General features: G+C 52.4%; 9 protein-coding genes. 2 read left to right on the top strand and 7 right to left on the bottom strand.

The genetic code is table 11. The features are described from left to right. Window positions 1–97: 97 nt before the first annotated feature. The 7 genes from treY to RW114_RS08715 all read right to left on the bottom strand — a co-directional run bounded on the left by treY (window position 98) and on the right by RW114_RS08715 (window position 13,755). A complete protein-coding gene (gene treY, locus RW114_RS08745; protein ID WP_340122369.1) occupies window positions 98–3,103 on the bottom strand; it encodes a malto-oligosyltrehalose synthase in 3,006 nt (1,001 codons plus the stop codon). Continuing rightward, window positions 3,100–4,932 (bottom strand): malto-oligosyltrehalose trehalohydrolase, encoded by a 1,833-nt coding sequence (gene treZ, locus RW114_RS08740; RefSeq protein WP_340122368.1) that lies wholly within the window; start codon window positions 4,930–4,932, stop codon window positions 3,100–3,102. The genes treY and treZ overlap by 4 nt, the downstream gene beginning before the upstream one ends. Continuing rightward, window positions 4,929–7,058, bottom strand: coding sequence for a glycogen debranching protein GlgX (gene glgX, locus RW114_RS08735; protein WP_340122367.1), 2,130 nt, complete (start codon window positions 7,056–7,058; stop codon window positions 4,929–4,931). The genes treZ and glgX overlap by 4 nt, the downstream gene beginning before the upstream one ends. Window positions 7,059–7,245: 187 nt before the next feature. After that, the gene (treS, locus tag RW114_RS08730; protein WP_340122366.1) at window positions 7,246–10,584 is read right to left on the bottom strand and encodes a maltose alpha-D-glucosyltransferase; all 3,339 of its coding nucleotides are present in this window, start codon (window positions 10,582–10,584) and stop codon (window positions 7,246–7,248) included. Further along, window positions 10,581–10,838: a maltotransferase domain-containing protein gene (locus tag RW114_RS08725; protein ID WP_340122365.1), complete on the bottom strand. Its 258-nt coding sequence runs from the start codon at window positions 10,836–10,838 to the stop codon at window positions 10,581–10,583. The genes treS and RW114_RS08725 overlap by 4 nt, the downstream gene beginning before the upstream one ends. Then, on the bottom strand, window positions 10,835–12,775 hold the full coding sequence (glgB, locus tag RW114_RS08720; RefSeq protein ID WP_340122364.1) for a 1,4-alpha-glucan branching protein GlgB: 1,941 nt from the start codon (window positions 12,773–12,775) through the stop codon (window positions 10,835–10,837). Before glgB ends, RW114_RS08725 begins: the two co-directional genes overlap by 4 nt. A 665-nt stretch (window positions 12,776–13,440) precedes the next feature. After that, on the bottom strand, window positions 13,441–13,755 hold the full coding sequence (locus tag RW114_RS08715) for a BON domain-containing protein (protein ID WP_340122363.1): 315 nt from the start codon (window positions 13,753–13,755) through the stop codon (window positions 13,441–13,443). Window positions 13,756–14,557: 802 nt separating this feature from the next. Between RW114_RS08715 and RW114_RS08710 the strand changes: the two genes are divergently transcribed. Together RW114_RS08710 and RW114_RS08705 are read left to right on the top strand one after the other, a co-directional pair. Then, window positions 14,558–15,016 (top strand): BON domain-containing protein, encoded by a 459-nt coding sequence (locus tag RW114_RS08710; RefSeq protein WP_340122362.1) that lies wholly within the window; start codon window positions 14,558–14,560, stop codon window positions 15,014–15,016. A gap of 2 nt (window positions 15,017–15,018) precedes the next feature. Then, a complete protein-coding gene (locus RW114_RS08705) occupies window positions 15,019–16,149 on the top strand; it encodes a DUF1207 domain-containing protein (protein WP_340122361.1) in 1,131 nt (376 codons plus the stop codon). The last annotated feature ends 846 nt before the right edge of the window (window positions 16,150–16,995 follow it).

Here is a 16,995-nt window from a genome sequence, read left to right as displayed (position 1 = left end):
CATGACTGCATGACCGAACGGGGTCATAGGATAGTGATATACTCATTTGTTCCGGCGTTTTTGATGGGATACAGCATTTATCCGATACCATTCGACTTCACTTCGTTTCACGGGTGATTAGTCCCACCGGAAAGTCTGCCAGCAGTTGTGCAACGGGTAAGCGCCATCCGGATAAATGCTGTTGCGGCTTCAGCACCTTCCCGGTGAAGGCGCATGAGTATTGACTATCGTGCTGATGAAAAGGTAAGTTCACTGTGGTATTGGCCCAAACCTTTTCTCCCAGAGGCAGCCTGTCGGCTTCACTCAACAGCTGTGCGAAGAAACGCGGCGCCACTGTAATGACGATACGCTCACCGGCAATGCGTGCATAGGCGCATAAATGAGCAGCATGTTCTCCCTTGACGGCCAGCGGCAAATAGCTTCCTTGCAAAAACACTTCCGGCCAGCGTTGCCGCAACGCCAGCGCCGTTCTGACCACCAGCAATTTTGCCTTGCCGTCTTCCAGCGTGTCGCATAATGCGCGCACCCCAGCACTGCGTTGTTGCGATTCCAGTGTAGCAAGCGTCTGCAAGGCATCGAGCGAGGCTAGGCGGTGACCGAAGTCAACCGGCCGTCGATTATCGGGGTCCACCAAGCTGAAATCCCAACATTCGCAACCTTGATAAATATCCGGCACCCCCGGCACAGTGAGCTTGATCAATGTCTGCGACAGGCTGTTGAATAGCCCTAGCCGCGCAATTCGTCGCTGAAAAGGCAGAAAATCGGCCAGAAACGCACTTTCCTCAGGCGCATTGATCAGCCTATCGGCGAATGCAACGACGGCATCTTCATACGCTGTATTGGGATTTATCCAGCTGGTATGTACCTTAGCTTCACGCACCGCTTTGAGCAGATATTCCGCCATCCGGACGCTAAAACGCGCCATTTCATCGGTGTCCGGTTCGCCGGGCGGCCAGATACCCAACAAGGTTTGATAGATGAAATATTCATCGTTCGGCGTGGGCATCGGCATCCCGTCCACCGTGAGCTTGAGACTGCGATTGGCGCGACTCCAATGTCGTAACGCCAGTCGCCAGGCAGCCGGTATTTCAGACAGCACATTGAGGCGCGCACGCACATCCTCGCTGCGCTTGGTGTCATGAGTGGACGTGGTCAACATCGCATGCGGCCAGTTCTTTGCCCGCGTTTGGTTAGCTCGATGGAATGCGGTAAGCGTCACCCCGAATCGACGCGGGTCGCCGCCGACTTCGTTGAGCGACAGCAAACGGTGATAGATATAGGCACTGGTGTCCTCCAGTCCTTTCGCCATAACCGGGCTGGTGAATTGCTGGAATTTCATCGCAAATGCAAGTACCTGCTGATAGTACGCCGGTGATTTCCGATCGGCTGCGGCAAGTGTGAGTACCTCACGCAGAAAATCGAAAACACTGATATCTGCCGTTGTACTCCTGCGTTTAGCCGCTGCCGTTGCCTGTTCGATGTTACGAAGATCTTCCGTTCCCACTTCGCGGTCGCTGATGTAACCACGATAAACCGGGAAGCACGCGACTATTTCAGCCAATGCCGAGCGCAATCCGTTCAGCGTGTAATCGCGGGTATGACGGTCGGCTTCGGCGATTTTCGAGAGCTGGTTGGCCAACACATTCAGCTCCGCCGATAGCGAGGTCTTCATGATAAGCTGCTTGGAACGGTAGAGCAGGTCATCGAAATTGACATGTTCCCCGATGAAACTGTTATACAGGCGCGTCATCCGCTCGGCGGCACCGGTAACCACAAACAGCCCGTTGAGCAGATTAGTGAATTCGTAGCCCGTAGTACCCTGCACCGGCCAACTGTTACGCAAATCCTCGCGTACCGCCAGGATTTTTTCCACCACCAGATAAGGCGTGTGACCGACGCGACGACATTGCTCGACCAGCTGGCAAAAATACGCCTCCGGATCGTACAGTCCGTCCGGATGATCCAGACGCAGACCCTCCAGCTTGCCTTCCCGAACCAGTCGCAGCACTAACTGATGGGTTGCATCGAAAACGTCGTCGTTTTCCATACGTAGCCCGGCAAGATCGTTGATATCGAAAAACCGCCGGTAATTAATTTCGTCTGCGGCTACCCGCCAAAACGTCAGTCGGTAAGCTTGAGCCTCAAGCAAGTGATGGAGCTGATCGAAACTGGATGATTGCCCTGCCGTGCCGTTGAAGATGCACAGATTTTCTTGCAGAAAACCGGCGATGTCGGAAGATTGCTTAACGAGACCGGCAAGATGACGCTTATACACTTCCTTGTCACGCCTGCGCTCAAGCTGACGTTCAGACAAGACTTCATCACGGTGCGGAAGATGACGGAATGCCGTTACCAGGCTCTGGTATTCCATCAGTAACGCATTGTCCTGACCTAAGCTTGCGCTGAAGGTATCTATGCGATAGGCCAGGATATGCGGGTATTCGGCCGGATCTACCGGAAAGTGGTTCTCGTGGTAATAAATGGCAAATTCACCGTGTTCCGCAGCAAAGCGCAGTTGTAATTCGGCATTGTCCAGCACCGCACCATAAGAGTTACCCAGCACCGGCAATAGCACCTTGCCATACAGCTTAGCCTTGATCGGCGCCCAGTCAATATCGAAGAACCCGGCATACACGGATGCCGGACCGTTTTCCAGTATGTCCAGCCACCAGGCATTATTGCCGCCTTGTACGCCCATATGATTAGGCACCACATCGAGTATCTGCCCCATGCCGTGCTCGGCGAGGGTGGCGCAAAGCTGCTCAAACTCCTCGTCCGTGCCGATCTCGGGATTCAGCATATTGTGATCGATGATGTCGTAGCCATGCCGACTACCCGGCCGCGCCTTAAAATAGGGTGAGGCATACAGGTGTGAAATGCCCAACGCGCTCAAGTAGGGAACAATTTCGCGCGCCTGATTAAAGGTGAAATCGCGGTTGAATTGCAAACGATAGGTGGATAATGGAATACGCGGTTCGGGCGGCTGGGATAAGGTCTTTTCACGCTCACTGTGTTCCTGTGCCAATAGCCAGCGAGAGCCACTATCCGACAGTGCAGACGGCAGCGTAGCCGGTGCGTTTTCAGGCGTCTTGGGATGTTTCATATAGCGTCTTCCTCGATGAACCAGGCCGCACACCAGGACGGCATACGCCCGGCGGCAAAAATTTCCGGCAGGTCGGGGTGGCTAAGATAGAAAGCCGTACCGGTAAAATCGATGACACCTTCGACCGGACTATCGCCCAGATTGGCCAACAGCGTCAGCCGGGCACCGTCACCCAGACGCCAGCGCACCACCAGTCCGGAAGTTCCAATTAATTCGAATTCGGCGCCGCCGCCCATGCCCGGCAAACGTGGTACCACATGGGTACCTCGTAGCGTCAGTAAATTCTTGTAATGCTCAAGCCAAACTTTGTGTTGCGGCTCGTCCAGACAGTCCCAATTGAGCTTGCAGCGCACAAAGGTAGCCGGATCGTTAGGATCGGGAATAGCTGCACGCGCAGCGGGATCGGAAAATTTTCGGAAACCGGCGAATTCTCGACGTCGTCCTTCGGTGACTGCGTCGGCCAGTTCACCCTGGAAATCGCAGAAAAACTGGAACGGCGTTGCCGCAGCAAATTCCTCGCCCATGAACAGCATCGGCGGCGATGGTGCCAGCAGCAACACAGCCAGCGCAACTTGCAGCGGCTTTTGTTGCGCCAGCATCGCAATGCGTTCGCCGTAAGCGCGGTTGCCTATCTGGTCGTGTGTCTGGATGAAATTGATGAAAGCGCCGGGCGGCAGGTGTCCGCTAGGTTCGCCGCGCAGCCGACCCTCGCGAAACGGTGAAGGCTCGCCCTGGAAGGCAAAGCCTTCAGCCAGACAACGTGCCAGATGGCGTATCGGCTGAACGGCATAATCGGCATAGTAGCCGTCGTGTTCGCCGGTCAACAGCAGGTGCAGGGCATGGTGACTATCGTCGTTCCACTGGGCGGCAATGGTTCCCTGTTGTAGATAGCCGGCTGCATTGGCGTCATTCTCAAGTATCAGGTATACCTGACGGGTGCGTCCAGGCCCTGCCTGTACCGCTGCCGCCAGCTCTTCGACGATGTCCGGCCGACTGTCGTCGACAATGGCATGCACCGCATCGAGCCGCAGACCGTCGAAATGATATTCCTCAAGCCAGTACAACGCGTTATGAATAAAAAAATCGCGCACTATGCGGCTGTCGTTGCCGTCAAAATTAATGGCCGCGCCCCACGGGGTGTGATGGCGCTCGCTAAAGAACTGCGGCGCATAGGCATGAAGATAATTGCCGTCCGGCCCGAAGTGGTTGTACACCACGTCGAGCAACACCATCAAGCCGCGCGCATGCGCCGCCAGCACCAGTGCCTTCAGTTCGTCCGGACTGCCGTAACCGCTGTCGGGCGCAAACAGCAGTGCGCCGTCGTAGCCCCAGTTGCGTGTGCCCGGAAAATCCGCCACCGGCATCAGCTCAATGGCGGTAATGCCTAATTCCACCAGATAGTCGAGACGCTGGATGGCGGCGCTAAAGGTACCCTCATCGGTGAAGGTGCCCAGATGCAGTTCATAGATGACCGCTTCATGCCAGGGACGGCCATTCCAGGCATCGTCCTGCCAGATAAAGGCGGTCGCATCGACGACCTGACTGGGGCCGTGCACGTCTTGGGGGTTGGCGCGCGACGCCGGATCGGGTACGATCAGCCCGCCGTCCAGACGGTAATGATATAGGGTCCCGGATGCCGCCTGTAACGGCAAAGTCTCAAGCTGGAACCAGCCGTCTGCAAGCGGGTGCATCGCCAAGCTAATTTCTTTGCCGGTGTTATTTTCCAGTATGAGCTCGACCTGTCTGACCGCCGGTGCCCACAGGCGGAAACGGATGCGGCCGTCAGGCAGCATGCAGGCGCCAAAAGGCATATCGTGCGCTCTTCTCATCGATTTTTGCCTTGTTTCAACAGCACCAGTGATCGTCCATGCACGGGGTAGCCTTGTCCGGCTTTGTAGCGGGAAGATTCGGGGGTGCCGGTGGCATCAAAGGTATCGAGCAATACATCCCAAGCGTGATGCCCATCGAATTCCGGCAGCGTGAAGGCAATGTCTTCATGATGTGCGTTGATCAGCAACAGTAAATTATCGTCGATTAAACGCCGTCCGCGCCCGTCGGTTTCAAACAAGGAATCGCCGACAAAATGCACGCCCAGGCAACGCGAAAATGACTGATTCCAGTCTTCATCGCTCATTTCCGACCCATCCGGATTGAGCCAGGCCAGATCTTTTACCTCGGCGCCGCGAATAGGGCGTCCCTGAAAGAAATAACGTCGCCGGAACAAGGGATGCTCGTTACGCAAACTGATAATACGCCGGGTGAATGCAAGTAAATCCTTATCCTGTTGTTTCAGTTCCCACGAGAGCCAGCTAATTGCGTTGTCCTGACAATAGGCGTTGTTATTGCCCTGCTGGGTATGCCCCATCTCGTCGCCTGCAAGCAGCATCGGAACTCCTTTTGAAAACAGCAGGGTTGCGAGAAGGTTGCGTTTCTGGCGGGCACGCAAGGCATTAATCTCAGGATCGTCAGTTTCGCCCTCGACGCCGCAATTCCATGACTGGTTATTGTCGTTACCATCGCCGTTGTCTTCCTGATTAGCCTCGTTGTGCTTGGTGTCGTAGGTCACCAGGTCATGCAAGGTAAAGCCGTCGTGCGCACTGATGAAATTGATGCTGGCATGAGATCGCCCGCTGTGTTCATACAGGTCGCTGGATCCTGTCAAGCGTTGCGCCATCTCCCCGAGCAAGCCGCCATCGCCTTTCCAATAGGCGCGAATACTGTCGCGATACTTATCGTTCCATTCCGACCAACCCAGCGGGAAATTGCCCACTTGATAGCCGCCTTCGCCCAGATCCCAGGGTTCGGCAATCAGCTTGATGGTGCTCAGCACAGGATCCTGACGGATGGTATTGAAGAAGGTGCCCAACTGGTTGACTTCGTGCAACTCTCTTGCCAATGCAGAAGCCAGATCGAAACGGAAGCCGTCCACATGCATGTCCAGCACCCAATAACGCAGGCTGTCCATGATCAACTGGAGTACGCACGACTGGCGCATGTCCAGGGTGTTGCCGCAGCCGGTGTAGTCTCTATAATAGCGAGGATTATTAGCTTCCAGGCGATAGTAGGAAGCATTGTCGATGCCGCGGAAGGACAGCGTCGGCCCCAGCTGATTGCCTTCGGCGGTATGGTTGTAGACCACATCCAGAATGACTTCAATGCCCGCCTTATGGAGCGCCTTGACCATGGTTTTAAACTCGCTGATCTGGCCGCTCGCCGAATAACGGGAATCGGGCGCCAGGTAGCCAATCGAGTTATAGCCCCAGTAATTGCGCAGCCCTCGTTCAACCAGGTGGCGATCATCGATGAAAGCATGCGCCGGCATCAGTTCAACCGTGGTCACGCCCAGGCGCTTGAGGTGTTCGATGGCCGGAGCCATCGCCAATCCGGCATAAGTGCCGCGAAACTGGGGCGGAATATCCGGATGTTGCATGGTAAAGCCTTTGACATGCAGCTCATAAATCACCATATCCTGCCATTGAATATCGGGGGGTTGATCGTTTCCCCAGATGAAGGTCTGATCGATAACCCGACACTTCGGCATCACGCTGGCATTGTCGCGACGACTGAAAGAAAGATCGGCGTGCTTGCTGCCGATGCTGTAACCGAAATGGGCGTCGCTCCAGCGCGGCGTTCCGACTATATCTTTCGCATAGGGTTCTAGCAGCAGCTTGTGCGGATTGAACCGATGTCCTTCCTGCGGTCGGTAAGGTCCGTGCACCCTGAAACCATAAAGCATCCCTGGACGGAGTTCGGGCAGATAACAGTGCCAGACAAAATCGGTACGCTCTTTCAGTTCGATGCGCTGGACTTCGCTCTTTCCCTTGGCATCGAACAGGCACAACTCGATTTTTTCAGCATGTTCGGAAAAAATGGCAAAATTCACGCCTTCGCCATCCCAATAGGCCCCGCGCGGATAGGGACGGCCCGGCCATACTGAAGTTATCGGTTTAATCATGTTGAGTCCTCTCGTTTGAAAAATTCACGTTAAACTGTAAGGTAACTGGCAAGAAATAAACCATCACAATCTACTAAGCAACCAAAAATAGAACGCAGATGACGCTGATCATTATGATTCAATAGATTATCTGTGTTTATCATATTCATCAGCGTCATCTGCGTTCCATTGCATTTGATGGTGCTGGTTAGATTACCGGTTGCAGTAGCGACAGGATGCCGCGTAGCGGAATGCTTACCCAATCCGGGCGGCCGTCAAGTTCGCAACGCAGCTCGTAAAGCATTTTTTCCAACAGGAACAGGTTTAGTAAGCCGCGCAACGATGCATCCCCTGCGAACAGTCCGGAACCGTGTACTGCTTCATCATAGGCGGCGAGGAAAACGCGTCCAACCTCGGCTTCCCAGTCGCAGACCCAAGGCTCAAACTTTGCCAAATCCGTGGGTCGTTCTGCGGTAGCCTGCCCAAGCGAGGTGTGGGCGGCATAGTTGAACGAGCGCAGCATGTCGGCCACATCGCGCAAGGGCGAGTGTTTGCGGCAACGCTCGGCGAACGGGCGTGCCGGTTCACCCTCAAAATCGGTAAACACGAAATCATTCTGGGTAAGCAGCACTTGTGCCAGATGAAAATCGCCGTGGTAGCGGGTCTTGACCGCGTTAAGCTGTCCGCAAATACAGGCGTTGAGACGATCCTTAAGTGTATTGCGTTGCGTGAGCAAGAGTTGTGCTAACTCGCGAGCAGTCCCGGCAAGTCCTTCCATTCGATGCTCAAGCAGGTCCAGCGTGGTTGCCGCCTCTGCCTGCACCTGCTGTACCCAGTCGGCGAGATCGGTGTCGGTAACCGCTTCGGGATCGAAGGCCGAATCCCCGGTCGCCTTACCCAGCGCATTGTGCAGTTCACCGGTACGCTGACCGAGCGTGTGCATTAGCAGCAGATAGGCGCTATGTGCTTCTGCTGCCGGTTCGACTGCGGTGCGGCATTCTTCCAGAAAACGCCCCAGGTAATCCAGGGTGTAGCTCCAGCAGTCGCCCTGGTTTTCGACATAGCCCTGCAGCAACGCAAGCGTCATGTTGCTGCCGCCGCTGCCTTGATACTCGACGACACCAAGCACGGGCACCGTATTGGGGAATTTCGCCACTTCGGTTAGAAAACGTCCGATCTCAAATTCCGGGCGTGCACCGATGTGCAGATGCCGATAGCCTTTCAGGAATAACTGTTCACCCAACACCACCGCGGTATTGCTGCCCTGAATGGCGGTTGGTCGTACGGGTAGCCTGGCCAATGCCTGCCTGTCGAGTACAGCGAAAGCGTCGGTGGGGGAAAAGCGAATAGAGCCTTGTTCGCAGGCTAGTGTTTGACGCGCGCCGATGGCCTCAACCACCGACCGACAAAATGCCCCGTCAGCAAATGCATCTCCCAGGATTCCAACTTGAGACTGCTGGCGCACTTTGGCAACAGTGACAGGCAACATGGCGTGCATGTGTTCCTCGTTGCCATTCTCCCACGTGAGTGCGAGGGGCAAAAAGCAGGTAAACGGCTTTCCGCCCATGCCTTCAATATCGAACAGGGCTACCAGCCACTTATGATCCGCATTGACCCACTCGGAATAGTCGGTCATGACCACTCGTTTTATCGCCTCGCCCTTGCCTCCATACCAGCGTTGCGCTGCGACAAAACGCGGCAATGCGTCTTCTTCGAGCTGGGTACGCGCCTTTTCCGCCATCGCAATACGCCAGGATTCAACCTGATGACGGAAAAAGCTATGCCAACCATCGAACAGTACCAGCATCGGTGTGTCCTCGGGTAATAGATGTTCCTCATGCCAAGCCGGAACTTCTTCGCTGCTTGCCAGCCGGAACCAATAGTAGTTATAGCCGGGCAAAGTAAGCAGGTAGGGTAATTCGCCAATAGGCGGAAAAGCGGCGCGTCCCAACATTTCCACCGGCACGCAGCCCTTGTAAGCCGAAAGATCAAGCTCGACCGCTTGCGCGGCACGCGACAGGTTGGCGACGCACAAAATAATATCGTCTTGGTATAATCTGAAATAGGCGAGTATCTTGCGATTTCCGGGGTGCAAAAAAACCAGCTTGCCGCGCCCGAAAGCCTGATGATTTTCCCGCAACGCCAATACACGCTGCATCCAATTTAACAGTGAGGAGCGATCACGCAGCTGCGCCTCCACATTGACGGCCCCATAACCATACACCGTGTCCATGACCGGGGGCAGATACAGGCGCTGCGGATCGGCGCGCGAGAAACCGGCATTACGATCCGGACTCCACTGCATGGGCGTACGCACGCCATTGCGATCGCCCAGAAAGAAATTGTCGCCCATGCCGATTTCGTCGCCGTAATAGATAATGGGCGAGCCCGGCATCGACAGCAGCAAACTGTTCATCAGCTTGATTTTGTCTATCTCATTGTCCATCAGAGGCGCTAATCGGCGCCGAATGCCGACGTTCAAGCGTGCGCGCGGATCACCGACATACATCTGGTACATGTAATCACGTTCTTTGTCAGTGACCATCTCCAAAGTAAGCTCGTCGTGATTGCGCAGAAAAATGGCCCATTGGCAGTTTTCCGGAATAGCCGGAGTCTGGCGCATGATGTCGACGATCGGATGACGATCTTCCTGGGCGATGGCCATGTACATCCGCGGCATCAGCGGGAAATGGTAAGCCATGTGACATTCATCGCCGTCACTGAAGTAGTCGCGTACGTCTTCCGGCCACTGATTGACTTCGGCGAGAAATACGCAGTGCGGGTAATGCTCATCAACCACCGCACGCATTTGTTTGATCACGGCGTGGGTTTCCGGCAGGTTTTCGTTTTGGGTGCCTTCCTGCACGCACAGATAGGGGATAGCGTCCAGACGCATGCCGTCCACACCCTGATCCAACCAAAAGCGCATCAATTTGATAACCGCTTTGACCACCTGTGGGTTATTGAAATTGAGATCCGGTTGATGGGAAAAGAAACGATGCCAGTAATAGGCATGGGCTTCATCGTCCCAGGTCCAGTTCGACTTTTCGGTATCCTCGAAAATAATGCGCGTCTCGGGAAATTTCTGCTTGGTATCGCTCCATACGTAAAAATTACGCTTGCTCGATCCGGCAGGTGCCCGGCGCGCCGCCTGAAACCAGGAATGCTGATCGGAAGTGTGATTGATGACCAGTTCGGTAATGACCTTGAAACCGCGGCGGTGCGCTTCCTTCATGAATTGCCTGAAATCGGCCATGGTGCCGTAATCGGGATGGATATTGCGATAGTCGGCTATATCATAACCGTCGTCGCGCATTGGTGAAGGATAGAAGGGTAACAACCAGAGCGTATTCACGCCTAAATTCTGGAGATAATCGAGCTTCTGGATCAAGCCGGAAAAATCTCCGGAGCCGTTATTGTCGCTGTCAAAAAAAGCCTTGATGTGCAGTTCGTAAATAACGGCGTCTTTAAACCAGAGTGGGTCGTCCATCCATGGTGTATTGTCCACGAGCGTTTTTTTCATCTCGTTGGGTTTTGTTTCGTTCATAGCTTTCTCTTTCTTGTAGGGACGAATTCATTCGCCCTGTTTGGTCGGCATCTCACGCTTGGGCGAACGAATTCGCCCCTACAAGGGTTTGCTTTCACCGTTTGGGGCGATGAATCAATATCACCATGATCGTTTCCCACCTTCAGGTTCTGACCAATGACCCGCTTGATCGGAAAACGCCCCGAATCGATTTCAGCTTGCACATTTTCGATAACGACGCGCCGTCTGCCATCGAGTAAAGGCAAACCGTTCATGACCTGTTCCCCTGTTTGAAGAACAACACGCCCAGTGGCGGAAGACGCAGCATCAGTGAATGATGCATGTCACCGGCAGAGACGGAGCTCGCTTCAACGCCGCCAAGATTGCCTACGCCGCTGCCTCCATAAAGTTCGATATCGCTGTTGAGCAGTTCATGCCAGTAACCGCCACTGGGCACTCCGACCAAGTAATTGTCGCGAACGATGGGGGTAAAATTGCAGACTACCAACACCGTATCCTCAGGGTTATAGCCACGGCGCACAAAGCTCAGCACACTTTTTTCCGCGTAGTGACAATCCATCCATTGAAAGCCGTCTCGACTGAAGTCTTGTTGATAGAGCGCCGCTTCATTGCGGTAAAAACGATTGAGATCCTCGACCCAGCGCCGCAGTCCGGCATGCTGCGGCTGTTGCAGCAGCCCCCATTCCAGGCTCTCGTCGTGCTGCCACTCGCGTTTCTGTCCGAATTCGCAACCCATGAACAACAGCTTCTTGCCCGGATGCCCCCACATATAGCCATACAATAAACGCAGATTGGCGAACTGCTGCCATTCGTCTCCGGGCATTTTTCCGATCAATGAACGCTTGCCGTAGACTACTTCGTCGTGCGACAAAGGCAGCACGAAGTTCTCTGAAAATGCATACCAGATGCTGAAAATAAGCTGTGCGTGGTGATATTTTCGATCAAGCGGATCTTCTAAAAAATACTCCAGCGTGTCATGCATCCAACCCATATTCCACTTCAGGCCAAAGCCCAGACCGCCCGTATTGGCAGGATGAGAGACCATCGGCCAGTCAGTCGATTCTTCGGCGAAAGTCTGCGTATCGGGGTAATCGCGATAGATAGCCTCGTTCAGCTTGCGCAGAAAAGTAACCGCGTCCAGGTTCTCCCTGCCACCATTGCGGTTGGCAATCCATTCGCCGTCCTTGCGGCCATAATCCAGGTAAAGCATCGACGTTACAGCGTCCATGCGTAGTCCATCGATATGATATTTATCAAGCCAGAACAACGCACTGCTGGTCAGAAATGCGCGTACCTCGTGCCGACCGTAATTGAACAGGAAACTATGCCAGTCCGGTTGAAAGCCTTGGCGCGGGTCGGCATGTTCGAACAGAAAGGTTCCATCGAAATGCGCAAGACCGTGGGCATCATCGGGAAAATGCGCTGGCACCCAGTCCATGATCACGCCGATACCCTGCTGATGTAAGCTATCCACCAGAAACATGAAATCCTGCGGAGTGCCATAGCGTGCCGTGGGCGCAAAATAGCCGGTGGTCTGGTAGCCCCAGGAACCGTAAAAAGGATGTTCTGTCAGCGGCAGGAACTCGACGTGGGTGAAATTCAACGCTGCGATGTAACTCGGCAGCCATTTTGCCATCTCGCGGTAGCTGAGGAAGCGGTTGCCGTCTTCAGGAATACGGCGCCAGGAACCCAGATGCACTTCGTAAATGGAACAAGGCGCGTTCAGCCGGTTTTTCTCGCCGCGCTGCGCCATCCATGCCTCGTCATTCCAGGCATAATCCAGTTCCCAGACACGGGAAGCGGTTAACGGCGGTATTTCCCAGCACAGAGCAAATGGATCGCCCTTATCGACTACGTTCCCGTCGCGGGAAACAAGTCGATATTTATAGAGTGCCCCGGCCGTGACATCGGCAATAAATCCTTCCCAAATTCCCGAGTCGTCGCCACGTAGATAGAGGGCGTTCATTGTTGCACCCCACTGATTGAAGTCGCCGATGACCGAAACGGCGGCGGCATTGGGCGCCCATACTGCAAAGCAAGTCCCTGTTACGCCATCAACGGTGATGCCGTGCGAACCCAGTTTTTCATACAGGCGAAAATCGCTGCCTTGCTTAAATAAATAAATATCGAGATCCGTAAGCAAACTGGCGTGAACTACTGCTTCCACGGGAAGATTCATTAACGTGGACATTGACTACCTCATTGTTTATTTTGGCGGATTTAACTTTTGAAATCACCTCCTTACGTAAGACTATGACGCATAGCCTTATGATATCCAGGACAATCAATATACGGCGACATAATCATTTGAGAACCTGGGTGCCAGTAAAAGTAAGACTCAAAATCAGTAAGCGCCACTGCGGACCCGTTCACCGCATTCACGATATTAACTTAGATTAATCAAAACCTTACTGTAAAAGTCGAACGTTGTCTGTACGCTGTCACACATAAAGCCGCTGCCGTTGATAGGCGGGCAATGCGTCTCAAATGGATGAAATCAAGTCCGTGAAGGTAAAGCGGCGACTACGAACATTAGGGAATGAAACCTAAATAACTTGAGCACATGATAAATTGTAGGGGCGACCGGTCGGTCGCCCATTGCGCAAAGGGTTGAGTTTTAATTTTCATCCCTAATTGGTTGATTGATTTTTACGATTGCTTGAGCTGTACCCCCCAAGATAAGCTTTACGGCAAAAATATCGCCTCACGCCTAAGTGGCCGTTCAAAAGTCTTTCCACATTTCTTATTCACCACGAAGACCACGGAGGACATGAAGTTACTGCTTTTCTTCGTGATCTTCGTGTCCTCCGTGATAAATATTTTTTTCGCTTTGTTAAAAAACTTTTGGTTTCCTGCTTATCTGAGCCGCATGTCATTTTTTACCGATTCCACGCCTTTGACGCTGCGTGCAATTTCGATTGCCCTGTCAATATCGGCACTGGAGTTCACGAAGCCGCTCAATTGCACCACGCCCTTGAAGGTTTCAACGTTGATCTGACCAGATCGCAGGTTGGGCTCATCGAGTAACAGGGCTTTGACCTTGGTGGTAATGACACTGTCGTCAACATACTCCCCGGTTCCCTCGTGCTTTTCCACCGATGCGCAACCTGCGGCAGTCAGTAATGTCAGGGTCAAAAAAAATGCAGAAAAAAATCTAATAAGGTGTTTCATCAGTAAATCTCCAATTAATAGAAAAAATTTAATATATGACTTGATCTTCAATTTAAGTGTCCATTCCGGTAGGCTGAAGAACCCCTTCGCTACCCTTCGACAGGCTCAGGACAGGCTTCAGGGTGAACGGTCTATTAGGTTAGGATAGATTCTAAATACAAAAACCAGCCAGCTAAGATTCGACTAACGATCAGGTGCTGTTCCCGCAACCGGTTATATGCCTGGTGCTGAATATTCGCCATTTGCTGACAAATAGCAAGTCACCTTAGCTTAAGAGTCCTGCTACGAGGCGAAACGGGATCGCGTTAAAACCTTGGAACACTTTAACGGCAAAACTTGTCTCAATCGGTACGGTACCGCACATTCAGACAGGGTGCGCTGACGATGTTCCCTATCGCCTGGATCCATGTCCTAAAACCGCCAAAAGCAGCAAGACTGATAGTTCGGGATGCTTGGTCAGACTTGTGTTCATAAGGTGAATGTTTCAAATAGGATTCTGCGGAGTTGACCTTGAATGCCAAGGAAACTCTCGATGGTGTCGCGGCAAACCTTGCTCCCTATCCTCAGAAAAAGGACATTGAAGTTTAGGGGCATACCAGCGTTGAAACCGGTTTCAACTAGTAGCCACTTAGATCTTATGTACGATACCGTACAGACCGACCCTGATCTTGTCGTTACAGTTTGAATGGCCTTTAAACTCGTTACGCTTATTGCAAAGAGAGATTTATTTATTTCTCTATCGTACTTGCCACTATGTCATGTGATACACTTTTAAAAAAATCAACATCTTAAGGAATAACCCATGAAAACAACAATTTTAGCAAATAGAGTTCTTGCCATTACCTGTTTATCTGCTGCACTTGGATTGGCGGGTTGCCAACAAGAAGGCACAGCAGAAAAGACAGGAAAAGAAATTGATAGTGCGGCTGAAAAAGCTGAACAAAAGATCGAGCAAACGACAGAAAAAGCAGAAAAAAAAATTGAAGGTGCAAAAGAGTCGGTCATTGATAAAGCCGAAACCGCTGGAAAATACATTGATGACTCGGTTATTACCACAAAGGTTAAGACAGCAATTTTAAATGATCCCTTTCTTTACTCATCCCATATCGAGGTGACTACAGATAAAGGCCTCGTGAAGTTGAGCGGCACAGTTGATTCCGAGAAAAACATCGCCAGAGCGATGGAAGTAGCCGGTAGCCAGGAAAATGTGCAATCAGTACAATCTGAACTGACCGTCAATACCAGTACAACGGGCGAATAATAATGGTTTACTTACGGTTTACGGCTGTTCTGGCAGGTATGCTGGCAGCGACATCTTTTGCTTATGCCGCACCGCCGGATGACGCTTATATTGCCGGTTACGCCGCTGGCTCGTTAAAACAAAATTTAAAGCTTGAAATACCGGTAACGGTGAAAGATGGCGTAATTACCTTGCCGGTAGCTGGCCTGGAAGATGCTGACAGGGCCAAAGCGGTACAGCTATTATGGGAAGTTCCTGGTGTTAATTCTGTAAAGACAGCGGAAACCACTAGCCAGCTGCCTACAGACAACAGCTTAACTGCTGTTCAGGTTGCCGATGATGGGACTACGGCAGTTACTGAATCAGTCATATTACCAACAGGACTTCTACCCAATGGGCATTTATTCAAGCCGTTATTGGCAGATACACGCTGGGCTCATTTCTCAGCTGCTTACCGCAATTACCAGAGCAACAATTTTGATGGCCGAGATATAGGCTCTGTCAGCTTCGGTGAAACGATACCGTTCTACCGCAGTAACTTCGGAAAATCTACTGCGCAATGGGAAGCAGGATTGCAAGCCGGAGTCTTTAGTGACTTCAATCTGGGTGCCTCATCGTCTGATCTGGTCAACACCGATTTTATTGCAGCAATCTATTCAAGTGCGCGCGCCGGTCAATTTTCCGCGTTTGGCCGTATTTATCACCAAAGTTCACATCTTGGCGACGAATTTCTGCTGCGCAAGATAGACACTAAATTCGAACGCGTGAACCTCAGTTACGAAGGTGCGGACTTAAAACTGTCTTATGAACTTCCCTATGGCGTGCGCTTATATGGCGGCGGCGGCGGACTGTTCCACAGAGAACCCGCCGACCTTAAGATATGGTCGGCGCAATACGGTATTGAGTTTCGAAGCCCTTGGCGTATAGATTTTGGGTCAATGCGGCCTATCGTTGCAGCTGACATCAAGAATTATGACGAAAATAACTGGAGTACCGATGTATCAGCCAGGGCAGGCGTTGAGTTTGAAAATTTGACGGTATTAGGCCGGAAACTTCAAATTCTTGCGGAATACTATAACGGCTTCACGCCTAGCGGCCAATTTTATAAAGATAAAGTGGAATATGTCGGCTTGGGTGCGCATTACCACTTCTAACTGAGTATAGAGACCAGCGTCCGCCCGTAAACGGCAGACACGGGTTCTCGGCACACGGAAGTGCCAGTATTGCTCTCGACACACCGCTACGCTGCCCCATGCGTCGCCTAAAACACCTACTTTTACATCCACGCAGTCTCCAGCAAGGTAAGAGAATTGCACTGACCAATCAAAAACGGTCAAGCTAATCTAACCCTCCCTCTATATTGTCCCAACAATCCCACGGTAAGAAAAACAAGTGGGAATGTCATATTTTTTCGCTATGTCATCGTTAAGTGTGGAGGCTACTGACTATCGGAGTACAGGCTTCGCCTGCCAGCACAAGCAAAGCTTGCACTCCCGCTGCGAGACAGGAGTCGAGTAGTCCCCAGAAGCGATAGTGCATGTGTTTTCACGAAGCGTCTTTTTGCGTAGTGAAAATACAGGCTTTCCGACATCGCGTCGAGTCATTGGAGAGCATGTGAGCTACCCCTTGTTGGGTAGCGATCGAGTGACCAGGACGACTGGGGCAGCCGCAGGCATCAGCGGTCGCGTGATTTTTGCCGCTTGTTGGGCAGGGATGCCCATAAAAGCTGTCGCAAAAATAGCGACTCCCCGCGCCGCTCTGCTTTGCCTAAGCATAATGCAATAAGTTGCCTTCAATATTTAACGATGACACCGCCTATTTTTTCGCTTCGTTCACGGCCTATTAGCGACAGCGTTTTTAAGTGCGTTACCGTACCGACGACGCTAAATGTTGTGATTAAACTGTTTTTCAGCACCTGAAATGATGAGGACTTGTCACAAAACAGGCGCTTATTAACCCTTGAGTCTATTTTGCTTGTGTCGGGCTGTACTCAATCTCCG

The sequence above is a fragment of the Methylobacter svalbardensis genome (assembly GCF_037671525.1).
Lineage (GTDB): Bacteria > Pseudomonadota > Gammaproteobacteria > Methylococcales > Methylomonadaceae > Methylobacter_A > Methylobacter_A svalbardensis.
Note: the sequence above shows the minus strand (reverse complement) of the source record. Positions and strands in the feature narration are given on the sequence as shown.

Coding starts and splice junctions, on each gene's coding strand:
- RW114_RS08705 (WP_340122361.1), top strand. CDS start 15,019: ATGGTTTACTTACGGTTTACGGCTGTTCTGGCAGGTATGCTGGCAGCG.
- RW114_RS08715 (WP_340122363.1), bottom strand. CDS start 13,755: ATGAAACACCTTATTAGATTTTTTTCTGCATTTTTTTTGACCCTGACA.
- RW114_RS08710 (WP_340122362.1), top strand. CDS start 14,558: ATGAAAACAACAATTTTAGCAAATAGAGTTCTTGCCATTACCTGTTTA.
- glgB (WP_340122364.1), bottom strand. CDS start 12,775: ATGTCCACGTTAATGAATCTTCCCGTGGAAGCAGTAGTTCACGCCAGT.
- treS (WP_340122366.1), bottom strand. CDS start 10,584: ATGAACGAAACAAAACCCAACGAGATGAAAAAAACGCTCGTGGACAAT.
- treZ (WP_340122368.1), bottom strand. CDS start 4,932: ATGAGAAGAGCGCACGATATGCCTTTTGGCGCCTGCATGCTGCCTGAC.
- treY (WP_340122369.1), bottom strand. CDS start 3,103: ATGAAACATCCCAAGACGCCTGAAAACGCACCGGCTACGCTGCCGTCT.
- glgX (WP_340122367.1), bottom strand. CDS start 7,058: ATGATTAAACCGATAACTTCAGTATGGCCGGGCCGTCCCTATCCGCGC.
- RW114_RS08725 (WP_340122365.1), bottom strand. CDS start 10,838: ATGAACGGTTTGCCTTTACTCGATGGCAGACGGCGCGTCGTTATCGAA.